Here is a 15,190-nt window from a genome sequence, read left to right as displayed (position 1 = left end):
GGAACCCGTCCTGACATATATAAATCAATAAGTTAAATGTCTCTTATTGGAGACACTCAACCCAGAGGATTGTCGCGATTTTGCGACAGGTACAAAAAAGCCCGGTGGCGCTCGCGCTTACCGGGCCTACAGTCAGGGCGTTGAAACTTAACCCAGTTGTTTACGCGCGTTGCGGAAAATGCGCATCCACGGGCTGTCCTCGCCCCAGTTTTCCGGGTGCCAGGAGTTGCTCACGGTACGGAAGACACGTTCCGGGTGCGGCATCATGATCGTCACCCGACCGCTTTCGCTGGTGACGGCGGTAATGCCATTTGCCGAACCGTTCGGGTTAGCCGGATAGGTTTCGGTGACCTTGCCGAAGTTATCAACAAAGCGCAGCGCCACCAGTCCTTTGCTTTCAAGCTGAGCCAGGTGCGCCGCATCACGCACTTCAACCTGACCTTCACCGTGCGAAACCGCGATTGGCATCTGTGAACCGACCATTCCCTGCAACAGCAGAGACGGGCTTTGGGTCACTTCTACCAGGCTGAAGCGCGCTTCGAAGCGGTCAGACTGGTTACGCACAAAGCGCGGCCAGGCTTCGCTGCCCGGGATCAGCTCGCGCAGGTTAGACATCATCTGACAGCCGTTACACACGCCCAGCGCCAGCGTCTGCGGACGATGGAAGAAGGTTTCGAACTCGTCACGCACGCGGCTGTTGAACAGAATAGACTTCGCCCAGCCTTCGCCCGCGCCCAGCACGTCGCCGTAGGAGAAACCGCCGCAGGCGACCAGCGCCTGGAAATCATCCAGCCCGGTACGCCCGGCCAGCAGGTCGCTCATGTGGACGTCGATGGCGTCAAAGCCCGCCCGGTGGAAGGCCGCCGCCATCTCAACGTGGGAGTTAACGCCCTGCTCGCGCAGCACGGCTACTTTCGGACGCGCACCGGTCGCAATGTACGGCGCGGCAATGTCTTCGTTAATGTCGAAGCTGAGCTTCACGTTCAGGCCAGGATCGTTGTCGTTCGCCTTCGCGTTGTGTTCCTGATCGGCGCATTCCGGATTGTCACGCAGGCGCTGCATCTGCCAGGTGGTTTCCGCCCACCACATACGCAGCGTGGTGCGGCTTTCGCTGAACACCGCGTGGCCGTCGGCTTCAATCACGAAGCGGTCGCCCTGCACCGCTTTACCGAGATAGTGTACGCAGTCTGCCAGACCGTGCTGCGCCAGAATCGCTTCCACCGCGTCGCGATCTGCGGCGCGTACCTGAATGACCGCGCCAAGCTCTTCGTTAAACAGCGCTGCCAGGCGGTCTTCGCCAAGCGTGGCAATGTTTGCTTCAACGCCGCAATGACCGGTGAAGGCCATCTCTGCCAGCGTCACCAGCAGGCCACCATCGGAACGGTCGTGGTAGGCCAGCAGCTTACGCTGCGCCACCAGCGCCTGAATTGCGTCGTAGAAGCCTTTCAGCTGGGCGACATCGCGCACGTCGGCTGGCTTATCGCCGAGCTGGCGGTAAACCTGCGCCAGCGCGGTGGCGCCCAGCGCGTTATGGCCTTTGCCGAGGTCAATCAACAGCAGGGCGTTATCTTCAGTGGAAAGCTGCGGCGTAACGGTATGACGCACGTCTTCCACGCGCGCAAACGCGGTGATCACCAGCGACAGCGGAGAGGTCATCTCGCGCTGCTCGTTACCTTCCTGCCAGCGGGTTTTCATCGACATGGAGTCTTTACCCACCGGAATGGTCAGGCCGAGCGCAGGACACAGCTCTTCACCCACCGCTTTCACCGCTTCGTACAGGCCGGCATCTTCGCCCGGGTGACCGGCAGCGGCCATCCAGTTCGCGGAAAGTTTGATGCGTTTGATATCGCCAATCTGCGTCGCGGCGATGTTGGTCAGCGCTTCACCGACCGCCAGACGGGCAGAAGCGGCGAAGTCCAGCAGCGCCACTGGCGTGCGTTCGCCCAGGGCCATCGCTTCGCCGTAGTAGCTGTCGAGGCTCGCGGTGGTCACGGCGCAGTTAGCGACCGGGATCTGCCACGGGCCGACCATCTGATCGCGCGACACCATACCGGTCACGGTACGGTCGCCGATGGTGACCAGGAAGGTTTTCTCTGCCACGGCAGGCAGGTGCAGCACGCGGTTAACCGCTTCTGCCACGGTGATGCCCTGGCGATCCAGCGCTTTGCCCGCCGCTTTGCGAGTCTGCACGTCGCGGGTCATCTTCGGCGTTTTGCCGAGCAGCACGTCCAGCGGCAGATCGATCGGCTGGTTGTCAAAATGGGTGTCGCTTAAGGAAAGGTGCTGCTCTTCGGTCGCTTCACCGATGACGGCATACGGCGCGCGCTCGCGGCGGCACAGCTCGTCAAACAGCGGCAGCTGATCGGCGGCAACCGCCAGCACATATCGCTCCTGGGATTCGTTACACCAGATCTCCAGCGGGCTCATGCCCGGCTCATCGCTCAGGATATCGCGCAGGTTGAAGCGTCCGCCGCGACCGCCGTCGCTCACCAGCTCAGGCATGGCGTTAGAGAGTCCACCCGCGCCCACGTCGTGGATGAACAGAATCGGGTTGGCATCGCCGAGCTGCCAGCAGCGGTCGATCACTTCCTGACAACGGCGCTCCATTTCCGGGTTGTCGCGCTGCACGGACGCGAAGTCGAGATCCGCATCAGACTGGCCGGAAGCCATAGACGAGGCTGCCCCGCCGCCCAGACCGATGTTCATTGCCGGGCCGCCGAGCACGATCAGCTTCGCGCCGACGACGATCTCGCCTTTCTGCACATGATCGGCGCGAATGTTGCCGATCCCGCCCGCCAGCATGATCGGTTTGTGGTAGCCGCGCAGCTCTTCGCCGTTGTGGCTGTCCACTTTCTCTTCGTAGGTACGGAAGTAACCGTTCAGCGCCGGACGACCAAATTCGTTGTTGAACGCCGCGCCGCCCAGCGGGCCTTCGGTCATGATATCCAGCGCGGTGACAATGCGCTCTGGCTTGCCGAAGTCTTCTTCCCACGGCTGCTCAAAGCCCGGAATACGCAGGTTGGAAACGGAGAAACCGACCAGACCCGCTTTTGGTTTCGCGCCGCGACCGGTCGCACCTTCGTCACGGATTTCACCGCCGGAGCCGGTCGCTGCACCCGGCCACGGGGAGATCGCCGTCGGGTGGTTGTGGGTTTCCACTTTCATCAGGATATGCGCAGGCTCCTGGTGGAAGTCATAGCGCCCCGCTTCGCGGTCGGCGAAGAAGCGGCCCACCTCGGAACCTTCCATCACCGCGGCGTTGTCTTTATAGGCAGACAGCACGTGGTCAGGGGTTTGCTCCATGGTGTTTTTGATCATTTTGAACAGCGACTTCGGCTGCTGTTCGCCGTCGATAATCCAGTCGGCGTTGAAAATCTTGTGGCGGCAGTGCTCGGAGTTGGCCTGCGCGAACATATACAGTTCGATGTCGTTCGGGTTGCGATTCAGCTTAACGAATGCATCCTGAAGGTAGTCGATTTCATCTTCTGCGAGCGCCAGACCAAGACGCAGGTTTGCGTCGATCAGCGCCTGACGCCCCTGCCCCAGCAAATCCACGCTCTGTACCGGCGCAGGCTGATGGTGGGAGAACAGTTTCTGCGCATCATCCAGAGAATCAAACACGCTCTCCATCATGCGGTCGTGCAGCTCTGCGGCAACCACCTGCCACTGCGCGTCGCTCAGGGTTGACGCTTCCACATAGTACGCCACACCGCGCTCCAGACGGTTAATCTGGCTCAGGCCGCAGTTGTGAGCGATGTCGGTGGCTTTGGAAGACCAGGGGGAGATGGTGCCAGGGCGTGGCGTGGCGAGGATTAATTTGCCGGTCGGCGTATGGCTGCTCAGGCTTGGGCCATATTTAAGCAGGCGTTCCAGCTGTACGCGCTCCTCTGCATTCAGGGGGGCGTTCAGGTCAGCAAAATGGACATACTCAGCGTAAATATTGCTTACCGGAAGGTCGGCCGCCTGAAAACGTGCCAGCAGTTTGTTAATACGGAAGGCAGACAGTGCAGGCGAACCACGCAGAATTTCCATCATAAGTCTCTCGTCTTCGAAGCGCCGGGGCGCTTACAGTGTGCGCAAGGGGGGAAAACGGGCGTCATTATAGAGAATCCTGAGCGCCGACGAAACCGTTTGCGTCGAAATAAAATCATCCTTTATGTTTAACAATAGATGTGACCTGTCTCTCTAATTGGTTGCCAACTGGCGCTACTTTGCGCAAAATGCCGCTCAATCAATGGCAAACTCTACTCTTAACATGACTACAGCACACTGAGGCAACCGGCGTCGCAGAGAATTAACTAATTGAAAAAATTAAAGATTAATTATCTGCTCATCGGCATTGTTACGTTGCTGCTGGCAGTGGCCCTCTGGCCGTCTATCCCCTGGTTCGGCAAGGCCGAAAACCGTATCGCCGCCATTCAGGAGCGGGGGGAGTTGCGCGTCAGTACCCTCTCCTCCCCGCTTATTTACGATGATATCAACGGTAAAACCATCGGTCTTGATTACGAACTGGCACAGCTGTTTGCAGACTATCTGGGCGTGAAGCTGAAAGTTACCGTGCGGCAGAACATCAACCAGCTGTTTGATGATTTGGACCATGACCGTGCCGATATTCTCGCCGCAGGTCTGGTGTACAACAGCGAACGCAGCAAAAACTATCAGCCGGGCCCGACCTATTACTCCGTGTCGCAGCAGGTGGTTTATCGTGTGGGTAGCCTGCGTCCGCGCTCACTGGCCGACATCACCGACCAGCAATTGACCATTGCGCCAGGCCATGTGGTGATTGACGATCTGCGAGCGTTGAAAGAGAAAAAATACCCTAACCTCAGCTGGACGGTCGATCCTAAACTCGGCACGACCGAATTGCTGGAGCAGGTTAAAGATAAAAAGCTGGCCTATACCATTGCTGATTCGGTGGCGATTAGCCTTTTCCAGCGCGTTCATCCTGAAATCGCCGTGGCGCTGGATGTGACCGACGAACAGCCGGTGACCTGGTTTACCCAGCTGGATGACGATCAAACCGTCTCTGCGGCTATGCTCGATTTCTTTAATTCCATCAATGAAGACGGCACCCTGGCGCGCCTGGAAGAGAAATATCTCGGTCACGGGGACGATTTTGATTACGTTGACACCCGCACTTTCCTGCGCGCGGTGGACAGTGTGCTGCCGGACCTGCAACCGCTGTTTGAGAAGTACGCCGAGGAGATTGACTGGAAGCTGCTGGCGGCAATTTCCTACCAGGAATCGCACTGGGATGCTCAGGCCACCTCACCCACGGGCGTGCGCGGGTTGATGATGCTGACCAAAAATACCGCCCAGAGCCTCGGCATCAGCGACCGGACCGATGCGGAACAGAGCATCAGCGGCGGCGCGCAGTATTTACAGGATATGATGGCGAAAGTGCCGGAGACGGTCCCGGAAGGGGAGCGTATCTGGTTTGCGCTGGCCGCCTATAACATGGGTTATGCGCACATGCTCGACGCGCGGGCGCTGACGGCGAAAACTAAAGGTAATCCGGACAGCTGGTCAGATGTAAAACAGCGCCTGCCGCTGCTTAGCCAGAAACAGTGGTACCAGAAGCTGACGTACGGCTATGCGCGCGGGCATGAAGCGTATGCCTACGTGGAAAATATTCGTAAGTACCAGATAAGCCTGGTGGGATATCTGCTGGAGAAAGAAAAAGAGGCGGCCGAGGCGCAACAGCTGGCTGAAAGCTATCCGGTGGTCGCACCGGACGAGCTTAATCATCCTGCGGTTTCAATTCTGCCTTTTGTTGCTTTTTCTGCTGCCGACGCATTCGAAAAAAGTCACTTAACAGACCCGAACATTCTGGTGCAAGTACCCCGCCGATAGTTTTCACCTGGTGGTTCATCCCCGGATGCCCAAGTACGTCCATCAGTGAACCAGCAGCGCCCGTCTTTTCATCCCGCGCGCCAAACACCAGCGTACCGATTCGGCTGTGCACCATCGCCCCGGAGCACATTACGCACGGCTCAAGGGTGACATACAGGGTGGTATCAAGCAGACGATAGTTTTGCAGCACCAGTCCGCCCTGACGCAGCGCCATAATTTCAGCATGCGCGGTAGGATCGTGACGGCCAATCGGACGGTTCCACCCTTCCCCAATCACCTGATTGTTATGGACCAGTACCGCGCCCACGGGCACTTCGCCCTCTTCCCAGGCGCGCTGAGCCAGCGCCAGCGCATGGCGCATCCAGTATTCATGATTGTGTTCAGGGTTGGACAAGGGCTGATACTCCAGTCGAAAAGCGGGCGGCATTATACACAGCCGGTACAGATAAGACTATTCGAGTTGCTGAAGTTCGCCCAGAGGCGTGACGCGCCAGCGGTGCTGGCAAAAATAGAGCAGCGGGTTGTCCTGCTTGCTGTCGCTGTAGCCGCTGTACAGACGCAGCGGCGTACCGATGCGTTTCTCCAGCTGCACCACTTTTTCATGTCCGAGGCAGCGCATAGTCAGCACCCAGCCGCCGTAGCCGCGCGCGATTTGTGTCGCGATAAGATTCACGCGCGGCAGCCAGGGCGTATCAAAATAGACATGCTCCACCAGCGTCTGCGGGGAGCCGGTAATCAGCCAGATATCGGCATCGTTGGCGTCGAGATAGCTGGTCAGGCGCGCCTGTACCACGGGAAACGCGGCGACGTGCCCGCGAAACCAGTGCGCAAAATCCTGTTCGAGCTGCTTAAGGCGCGCTTCGCTATGACCAAACGTGCATCCCCAGAGCAGCAGGCTCATCGGCCAGCGCGCTGCACGGCCTTTCACCAGCAGCGCGATACCAATAACGGGTAACAGGGGTAATACCAGCAACGCGTTAAGGGGCTGGCGCCGCAGCAGGTAGCGCATAAAGGTGCCGAACATATCCTGCTGATGCAGCGTTCCATCCAGATCAAAAAAGACAACGCGACGCTCGTGACTGGCCAAACCTTACTCCTCTGGGTCGTTGAATCCTAACAGCCAGGTAAACAGGAACCCGGCGATCACCGCTACCAGATAGCCTAACAGATAGAGCATCACTTTTCCGGTCACGATGGTTAATGCCAGCGGTAAACCGGAGATCCCGAAGGTAATGACGGTCGCCACTTTCCAGTAGCTGATTAACGCCCCGCCCACCGCGCCACCGAGGCAGGCGGCCAGGAACGGCTTACCCAGCGGCAAGGTCACGCCGAAAATCAACGGTTCGCCGATACCGAGTAACCCGACCGGCAGCGCCCCTTTAATGACCTTTTTCAGACGCGCGTTGCGGGTTTTCATCAGCACCGCGATGGCCGCGCCGACCTGCCCAACGCCCGCCATCGACAGGATCGGCAGCAGTGCGTTATAGCCGTGCGCCTGTACCAGTTCGACGTGGATCGGCACCAGCCCCTGATGCAGACCGGTCAGCACTAACGGCAGGAAGGTCCCGGACAGCACGGCCCCCACCAGCAGCCCGCCGCGATCGATCGCCAGAGACGCGCCGTGGGCGATGGCTTCAGAGATCGCGCCGCCTAACGGTTGCAGCGCCACAATCGCCACGCTCCCGGTAATCAATGTGGTCAGCAGCGGGTTGAGGATCAGCTCAATCGAGCCTGGCAGCAACGCGCGCAGCTTTTTCTCGATCCAGCACATCAGAATGACCACCAGCAGCACGGCAATCACCCCACCGCGGCCTGGCTGAAGCGCCTCGCCAAACAGCGTAATCTGCGCCAGCTGCGGGCTGGAGAGGATACCCGCCATTACGCCGCCCATCGCCAGCGAGCCGCCGAACACTTTGGCCGTGTTTACCCCCACCAGAATGTTCATGATGGCAAACACCGCGCTGCCGAAAATCGCCAGAATACCCAGCAGGTTCGGATACTGGGTGGCGAAATTCCCGACAATATCCGGACGCTTGAGGATATTGATAATCCCGGTGATCAGCCCCGATGCGATAAACGCCGGGATCAGAGGAATAAAGACGTTTGCCAGCTGGCGCAGCGCATCGCTCATGGGGGCTTTGTATTTGGCTTTCGCCTGCGCTTTGGTGCGTTCCGCGTCGTCAAAGGCGGGAGCCGTTTCACTGCCCGTCATCAGGGCGCGCATGGCATCAACCACCTGCGCCGCTTTGCCCGGACCGACAATCAGCTGGTGCTGTTGCCCCTGTTTAACGTACCCGCTCACGCCGGGGAGCTGCTTCAGGCGCGTTAAATCAAGCTTTTCGTCGTTGTGCACCTCGACGCGTACACGCGTCATGCAGTTTTCCAGACGCTGAATATTTTTTTCCCCACCGATCCCAAGCAGGATGTCGCTGGCGAGCGCTGCTGTTTTGTCCATACACGCCTCTTATTGGTGTTCTAATGCCGCCCGTAAAAACCCGTGATGGGCTTCGAGCCTGGCTCTGGCCGCGGCTGCATCCAGCCCGGTTAATATCATCAGAATGGCGGGTTTGACGTCGTAATCGGTCTGTTTGAGTACCGCTTCCGCCTCTTCCCGACCTGCCCCTGTCGCCTCTATCACCATGCGGCAGGCTCTGTCCACCAACTTGACGTTGGTGGCCTGCATATCCACCATCAGGTTTTGGTAGACCTTGCCGAATTTCACCATCGCGCCGGTGGAGATCATATTGAGCACCAGCTTCTGCGCGGTTCCCGATTTCAGGCGCGTGGAGCCGGTGAGCGCTTCCGGCCCGACGACCGGAGAGATGGCAATGGCGGCCACCTGCGCAATCGGCGAACCCGGGTTACAAGAGATGGCCACCGTGGTACATCCCGTCTGTCTGGCGTATTCCAGCCCACCAATGACGTACGGCGTACGACCAGAAGCCGCCAGCCCGACGACCAGATCCTGCGCGGTCAGGTTCAGCGCCCTGAGATCGTCTTCCCCAAGCTGTTTATTGTCTTCTGCCCCTTCCACCGCTTTCAGCAGCGCGCCGGGGCCACCGGCAATCAGGCCAACGACCAGACCGTGCGGAACGCCAAAGGTCGGGGGACATTCTGAGGCATCCAGCACACCGAGTCGCCCACTGGTACCCGCCCCCATGTAAATAATGCGTCCTCCTGCTTTCAGAGCGTCGGCAGCGGCGTCTACGGCTTTCGCCACCTCGGGCAATGTCTCTTTGACTGCCAGCGCGACGAGGGTATCCTGTTGATTAAAGCGGTTTACCAGCTCCAGCGTGGACAGTGCATCAAGATCCATGGTTTGCGGGTTACGCGTTTCAGAAACAAGAGAGCCTAGATTCATGTTATTTACCTCTGGAATTTTTAATTCATAATAAACGCACTATAATGGAATATAAAATTCATTCAGGCGAGCAAAATTCGTATTTGCGCGGGTAATCACATTTTCGCCAGGAGACCGTATGAACTGTTTAATTCGTATTCGCCAGCGCTACGCAGGGTTTGCCCAGAGTGACAAAAAGCTGGCGGATTATTTACTTTCCCAGCCCGATCGCGCGCGACACCTCAGCTCCCAGCAGCTGGCAGGCGAAGCCGGGGTGAGCCAGTCGAGCGTGGTGAAATTTGCCCAGAAGATAGGCTATAAAGGCTTTCCGGCGCTAAAACTGGCGATCAGTGAAGCACTGGTAAGCAACCCTAATCCGCAGTCAATGCCGGTGCATAACCAGATCCGCGGCGACGATCCGATGCGTCTGGTCGGCGAAAAGCTGATCAAAGAGAACGTGGCGGCAATGCATGCCACGCTGGATGTGAACACGGAAGAGAAGCTGCTGGAAAGCGTAGCCATGCTTCGCGACGCGCGGCGTATTGTATTGACCGGGATCGGCGCCTCCGGACTGGTTGCGCGTAACTTTGGCTGGAAGCTGACAAAAATCGGCTATAACGCCATCGTTGAACAGGATATGCACGCGCTGCTGGCGACCGTGCAGGCCATGGATCCTGACGATTTACTGCTGGCCATCTCCTATTCCGGCGAGCGTCGTGAAATTAATATGGCTACCGACGAAGCCCTGCGCGTAGGAGGAAAAATTCTGGCGATTACTGGCTTCAGCCCGAATGCGCTCCAGCAACGGGCCACCCGCTGTCTGTATACCATTGCCGAGGAACAGGCCACTCGCAGTGCGGCGATTTCGTCGACGAGTGCGCAGATGATGCTGACGGACCTGCTGTTTATGGCGCTGGTTCAGCAGGATCTGGAGCGTGCGCCAGAGCGTATTCGTCACAGCGAAGAGCTGGTAAAAAAACTGGTCTGAACAACGAATGAGCGTATAATGCCCGCCCTGTTTGTGATGTTTCTGAGAATTTCCTGATGGCGCTGTTAATCACCAAAAAATGCATCAACTGCGATATGTGCGAACCCGAATGCCCGAACGAGGCGATTTCGATGGGCGACAGCATTTATGAGATTAACAGCGACCGCTGCACCGAATGCATCGGCCACTATGAGACGCCGACCTGCCAGAAGGTGTGCCCCATTCCCAATACGATCTTAAAAGACCCGGCACACGTCGAGAACGAAGAACAGCTGTGGGATAAGTTTGTCCTGATGCACCATGCGGACAAAATTTAACTCTCGATGATCACCGTCGCACAGGCGTAGTGGCGTTCATCGGCAAGCGTTACGTGCATGTGCGCCACGCCCAGCTTTTCCGCCAGCTTAAGCGCCTCGCCCCATAAACGTAGACGTGGCTTACCCAGCTCATCGTTAAACACTTCAAACTGGTTAAACGCCAGGCCGTTACGAATGCCCGTGCCGAACGCTTTCGCCGCCGCCTCTTTTACCGCGAAACGCTTTGCCAGAAAGCGCACCGGCTGTTGATGCGCCTCCCAGATAGCCCATTCGTTATCGCTCAGCACGCGTCTTGCGAGGCGATCGCCGCTCCGGGCGATCACCGCTTCAATGCGGGCTATTTCAACGATGTCGGTGCCTAAGCCCAGAATAGCCATTACTGACGCGCTTCCAGCATCAGGCGCTTCATCTCGGAAACCGCTTCTTTAAGACCGCTCATCACCGCGCGGCCAATGATGGCGTGGCCGATGTTCAGCTCGTGCATTTCCGGCAGGGCAGCGATGGCTTTTACGTTGTGATAGGTCAGGCCGTGACCGGCGTTAACCTTCAGTCCCAGGCTCGCGGCGTAGGTTGCCGCTTTGGCGATTCGCTCCAGCTCTTTCGCCTGCGCTGCATCGTTTTCGGCATCGGCATAGCAGCCGGTGTGAATTTCAATATACGGCGCACCCACGTCGGCAGCGGCTTTAATCTGGGTGAAATCGGCGTCGATAAACAGAGAAACCAGGATACCGGCATCCGCCAGGCGTTTGCAGGCATCGCGCATTTTGTCGAGCTGCCCGGCCACATCCAGACCGCCTTCGGTGGTCACTTCCTGACGCTTTTCCGGCACCAGGCAGCAGAAATGCGGTTTGGTCTCGCAGGCAATCGCCAGCATCTCTTCGGTGACCGCCATCTCCAGATTCATGCGGGTGTCCAGCGTCTGACGCAGGATGCGCACGTCCCGGTCGGTGATGTGGCGACGATCTTCACGCAGGTGAACGGTAATGCCGTCGGCGCCAGCCTGCTCAGCGATAAACGCCGCCTGAACCGGATCGGGATACGCGGTACCGCGTGCATTACGTAACGTGGCGATGTGATCGATGTTGACGCCTAACAGTAATTCAGCCATGACAATCCTCGGTATTTTTGTTCATTTACCTTCTCCCTCCCCCTCCGGGAGAGGGCTGGGGTGAGGGGTAAAACATTAGCGTTTCGGCATAAACTGCCTGAATAATTCGCGGCTCTTTAAAGGTTTGCCCCCAAGATACGGCTTGAGCGCAATTCGGGTAAAGCGTTTTGCCGCACGCAGAGTGTCGGCGTCCGGGAACTCGCGTTCATACAGTGCTCTGAGCTGGCGCCCGGTAAAGGTGCTGTTATCGACGACGACACTGGCAATAAAGCCCTTTTCCTCACGATAGCGATAGGTCATGGTGTCTTCTACCTCGTCTCCGCTTCCCGCACAGTGCAGAAAATCAACGCCGTAACCAAGGTGTCCGAGCAGCGCCAGTTCGAAACGACGCAGCACAGGCTCAGGGGTGCCGGTTGCGCCAGCAAGTGCCTGAATACAGTGCAGGTAATCAAAGAAAAGTTCAGAGAAGCGGGTCTCATGTTCAAGAACCCGTGAGATGAGTTCGTTAACATACAAACCGCTGTAGAGCGTGATACCAGAAAGAGGAAGCGCCAGGGAGACGGCTTCAGCACTGCGCAGGGTTTTGACTTCCCCTCGCCCGCCAAAGCGGACCAGCAGCGGGGTGAAAGGCTGCAAGGCACCTTTCAGATTAGAACGTCTGGAACGTGCGCCTTTGGCAACAAGGCGCACGCGACCGGACTCTTCCGTGAAGACGTCCAGCATCAGGCTGGTTTCGCTCCAGGGACGACTATGCAGGACAAAGGCGCGCTGCCATCCATCCATATGCTCGTCGTCTTAGGTTACTGATCTTCGCCGTAACCGAGGCTGCGCAGCGCACGCTCATCATCGGCCCAGCCAGATTTCACTTTCACCCACAGTTCCAGGTGAACCGGTGCTTCAAACATGTCCTGCATGTCTTTACGGGCTTCGATTCCGATAGTTTTGATCTTGGCGCCTTTATTGCCGATCACCATCTTCTTCTGCCCTTCACGCTCAACGAGGATCAGACCGTTAATATCGTAGCCGCCACGCTCGTTGCTCTGGAAACGCTCGATCTCCACCGTCACAGAGTACGGCAGTTCAGCGCCCAGGAAACGCATCAGCTTCTCACGGATGATTTCAGACGCCATAAAACGCTGAGAGCGATCGGTGATGTAGTCTTCCGGGAAGTGATGAGTCGCTTCCGGCAGATGCTTGCGCACGATACCCGCGATGGTATCAACGTTCAGACCCGTTTCCGCAGACAGCGGGACGATGTCCAGGAAGTTCATCTGGCTGCCCAGCCATTGCAGGTGCGGCAGCAGATCGGCTTTTTCCTGCACGTTGTCCACTTTATTGACTGCGAGGATCACCGGCGTTTTGCCGTCGCGCAGCTTGTTCAGGACCATTTCGTCGTCCGGCGTCCAGCGGGTGCCTTCCACAACGAAAATCACCAGCTCTACGTCGCCAATGGAGCTGCTCGCCGCCTTGTTCATCAGACGGTTGATGGCGCGCTTCTCTTCCATGTGCAGGCCCGGTGTATCGACGTAGATCGCCTGATACGCGCCTTCAGTATGGATACCGACGATGCGGTGACGCGTGGTCTGCGCCTTACGCGAGGTGATAGAAATCTTCTGCCCAAGCAGATTATTCAGCAGGGTGGATTTGCCAACGTTCGGACGTCCGACGATGGCAATAAATCCGCAATAGGTTTTGTCGATGCTCATTCCAGCTCCAGCATTTTTAACGCCTGTTCGGCGGCAGCCTGTTCAGCCTTACGACGGCTTGAACCCGTGCCGACCACCGGTTCACTCAGGCCACTGACCTGGCAATGGATGGTAAATTCCTGATCGTGGGCTTCGCCACGCACCTGCACCACCAGATAGGATGGCAGCGGCAGATGACGACCCTGCAAATATTCTTGCAGACGCGTTTTAGGATCTTTTTGTTTATCGCCCGGGCTGATTTCGTCCAGGCGGGTCTGATACCAGTTAAGGATCAGCTTTTCTACGGTCTGGATATCGCTGTCCAGGAACACGCCACCGATCAATGCCTCGACCGTATCGGCAAGGATGGATTCACGACGGAAACCACCACTTTTCAGCTCACCTGGCCCCAGACGCAGGCATTCACCCAGCTCAAATTCGCGTGCGATTTCAGCGAGGGTATTGCCGCGCACCAGCGTGGCGCGCATGCGGCTCATATCACCTTCGTCCACGCGCGGAAAACGATGATAAAGCGCATTTGCAATCACGAAACTTAAAATAGAGTCGCCTAAAAACTCGAGACGCTCATTATGTTTGCTGCTGGCACTGCGATGGGTTAATGCCTGTTGCAACAACTCCTGATGATGAAAAGTGTAGCCCAGCTTCCGTTGAAGCCGATTAATTACGATGGGGTTCATGCGATACCAATAAATGAATGCGTCAAAAATGCAGCACACGAAACCGACCTGAGAAAACCAACGCGGTTTCGTGTGCCGTGGCACCCTTGCAGGGCCAACCTTAAACTTCGGGGGAATATTCTATACACAACGACAGGGGATGTCGTTAGTTCAAAGAGATTTATCGCTGAAATAATTCACGTAGCGGCGAATAAAAGCCGCTACGTGTTATTTTTGGCGAAAATTAATGAATTCCGCCAATACGATTCAGGCGAACGCCGGTCGGCCACTCGCCTTCCTGCTTCTCAAAACTCATCCAGATAGCGGTTGCTTTACCGACCAGATTCGCTTCCGGCACAAAGCCCCAGTAACGGCTGTCCGCAGAGTTATCGCGGTTGTCACCCATCATGAAGTAGTGTCCCGGCGGCACAATCCAGGTCGCCAGCTGTTGGCCTGGCTGCTGGTAGTACATTGCCAGCTGATCCTGTGCGATGGGCACGGTCAGAATGCGGTGAGTAACATCGCCCAGCGTCTCTTTGCGTTCAACCAGACGAATGCCATTCTCTTTGGTTTCACCTTTTGGCACCTGGAAGAATCCGCTGGTCGCTTCACCGCCGTTACGGCGGGCGAAGGTCTGCACAAAATCAGCTGGCTCAACGTTGGAGTAAGTGACTGGCAGCGCATTTTCACATGCGGTGCCAGAGCTACAGCCTGGCTGAATGGTCACCTCTTTCGCCACCGGATCGTAGGTCACTTTATCGCCCGGCAGACCTACCGCGCGTTTAATATAATCCAGCCGCGGATCTTCCGGATATTTAAACACCACGATGTCGCCACGTTTCGGATGACCCGTTTCGATCAGCGTTTTCTGGTAGATCGGATCTTTGATGCCATAGGCAAACTTTTCAACCAGAATGAAATCACCGATCAGCAGCGTTGGCATCATCGATCCTGACGGGATCTGGAACGGTTCATAGATAAATGAACGCACCACCAGCACAATCGCCAGCACCGGGAATACCGATGCCCCTGTCTCCAGCCATCCCGGTTTTGGGCCGACTTTTTTCAGGGTTTTCGCGTCCAGCGCATCGCCCGTGGCTGCCTGCGCGGCAGCCTGACGTTCACGGCGTTTTGGGGCGAAGATAAACTTATCCAGGCACCACAACAGACCTGTCACCAGGGTAGCGATGACCAGGATCAGGGCAAACATGTTCGCCATGCC

The 15,190-nt window shown here is 57.3% G+C and carries 14 protein-coding genes; 3 read left to right on the top strand and 11 right to left on the bottom strand.

Annotated elements, in window-relative coordinates:
• Positions 1-147 precede the first annotated feature (147 nt).
• A complete protein-coding gene (gene purL / locus SK62_RS05125) occupies positions 148-4,035 on the bottom strand; it encodes a phosphoribosylformylglycinamidine synthase (RefSeq protein WP_023295163.1) in 3,888 nt (1,295 codons plus the stop codon).
• A 267-nt stretch (positions 4,036-4,302) separates the two neighbouring features.
• On the opposite strand from purL, the gene mltF reads away from it, so the two are divergent.
• Positions 4,303-5,853, top strand: coding sequence for a membrane-bound lytic murein transglycosylase MltF (mltF, locus tag SK62_RS05120; RefSeq protein ID WP_017383549.1), 1,551 nt, complete (start codon positions 4,303-4,305; stop codon positions 5,851-5,853).
• Here the strand turns inward: mltF and tadA are convergent.
• From tadA to murQ, 4 genes are read right to left on the bottom strand one after another with little or no spacing between them, the layout of a single operon-like run.
• A complete protein-coding gene (gene tadA, locus SK62_RS05115) occupies positions 5,741-6,280 on the bottom strand; it encodes a tRNA adenosine(34) deaminase TadA (RefSeq protein WP_022649032.1) in 540 nt (179 codons plus the stop codon). The genes mltF and tadA overlap by 113 nt on opposite strands.
• 24 nt (positions 6,281-6,304) lie before the next feature.
• The gene (yfhb, locus tag SK62_RS05110) at positions 6,305-6,940 is read right to left on the bottom strand and encodes a phosphatidylglycerophosphatase C (protein WP_017383550.1); all 636 of its coding nucleotides are present in this window, start codon (positions 6,938-6,940) and stop codon (positions 6,305-6,307) included.
• 3 nt (positions 6,941-6,943) lie between these two features.
• Positions 6,944-8,308: a PTS transporter subunit EIIC gene (locus SK62_RS05105; protein ID WP_015572146.1), complete on the bottom strand. Its 1,365-nt coding sequence runs from the start codon at positions 8,306-8,308 to the stop codon at positions 6,944-6,946.
• A gap of 9 nt (positions 8,309-8,317) precedes the next feature.
• Entirely contained in the window at positions 8,318-9,214 is an 897-nt protein-coding gene (murQ, locus tag SK62_RS05100; protein ID WP_015572145.1) for an N-acetylmuramic acid 6-phosphate etherase, read from the bottom strand.
• Between the two features lie 118 nt (positions 9,215-9,332).
• Here murQ and SK62_RS05095 point away from each other — a divergent pair, with 118 nt between their 5' ends.
• Both SK62_RS05095 and SK62_RS05090 read left to right on the top strand, forming a co-directional pair.
• A complete protein-coding gene (locus SK62_RS05095) occupies positions 9,333-10,181 on the top strand; it encodes a MurR/RpiR family transcriptional regulator (protein WP_003860702.1) in 849 nt (282 codons plus the stop codon).
• A gap of 56 nt (positions 10,182-10,237) precedes the next feature.
• Positions 10,238-10,498, top strand: a complete 261-nt coding sequence (locus SK62_RS05090; RefSeq protein ID WP_003860704.1) for a YfhL family 4Fe-4S dicluster ferredoxin — start codon at positions 10,238-10,240, stop codon at positions 10,496-10,498.
• Here the strand turns inward: SK62_RS05090 and acpS are convergent.
• The 6 genes from acpS to lepB all read right to left on the bottom strand — a co-directional run bounded on the left by acpS (position 10,495) and on the right by lepB (position 15,187).
• Positions 10,495-10,875: a holo-ACP synthase gene (gene acpS / locus SK62_RS05085; protein WP_015572144.1), complete on the bottom strand. Its 381-nt coding sequence runs from the start codon at positions 10,873-10,875 to the stop codon at positions 10,495-10,497. The two genes, SK62_RS05090 and acpS, sit on opposite strands and share 4 nt — an antisense overlap.
• Positions 10,875-11,606: a pyridoxine 5'-phosphate synthase gene (pdxJ, locus tag SK62_RS05080; protein WP_015572143.1), complete on the bottom strand. Its 732-nt coding sequence runs from the start codon at positions 11,604-11,606 to the stop codon at positions 10,875-10,877. The genes acpS and pdxJ overlap by 1 nt, the downstream gene beginning before the upstream one ends.
• Before the next feature lie 75 nt (positions 11,607-11,681).
• The gene (gene recO / locus SK62_RS05075) at positions 11,682-12,389 is read right to left on the bottom strand and encodes a DNA repair protein RecO (protein WP_015572142.1); all 708 of its coding nucleotides are present in this window, start codon (positions 12,387-12,389) and stop codon (positions 11,682-11,684) included.
• A gap of 17 nt (positions 12,390-12,406) precedes the next feature.
• Positions 12,407-13,312 carry a GTPase Era gene (gene era, locus SK62_RS05070; protein ID WP_003860709.1) on the bottom strand — a complete coding sequence of 302 codons (906 nt, stop codon included), beginning with the start codon at positions 13,310-13,312 and terminating at the stop codon, positions 12,407-12,409.
• A complete protein-coding gene (rnc, locus tag SK62_RS05065) occupies positions 13,309-13,989 on the bottom strand; it encodes a ribonuclease III (protein WP_003860711.1) in 681 nt (226 codons plus the stop codon). Before rnc ends, era begins: the two co-directional genes overlap by 4 nt.
• Positions 13,990-14,212: 223 nt before the next feature.
• On the bottom strand, positions 14,213-15,187 hold the full coding sequence (gene lepB, locus SK62_RS05060; RefSeq protein WP_006811565.1) for a signal peptidase I: 975 nt from the start codon (positions 15,185-15,187) through the stop codon (positions 14,213-14,215).
• Positions 15,188-15,190 lie beyond the last annotated feature (3 nt).

The organism is Enterobacter sp. BIDMC109 (genome assembly GCF_001037885.1).
GTDB classification, from domain to species: Bacteria; Pseudomonadota; Gammaproteobacteria; order Enterobacterales; family Enterobacteriaceae; genus Enterobacter; species Enterobacter hormaechei_C.
This window is presented reverse-complemented; position numbering and strand designations above follow the sequence as displayed.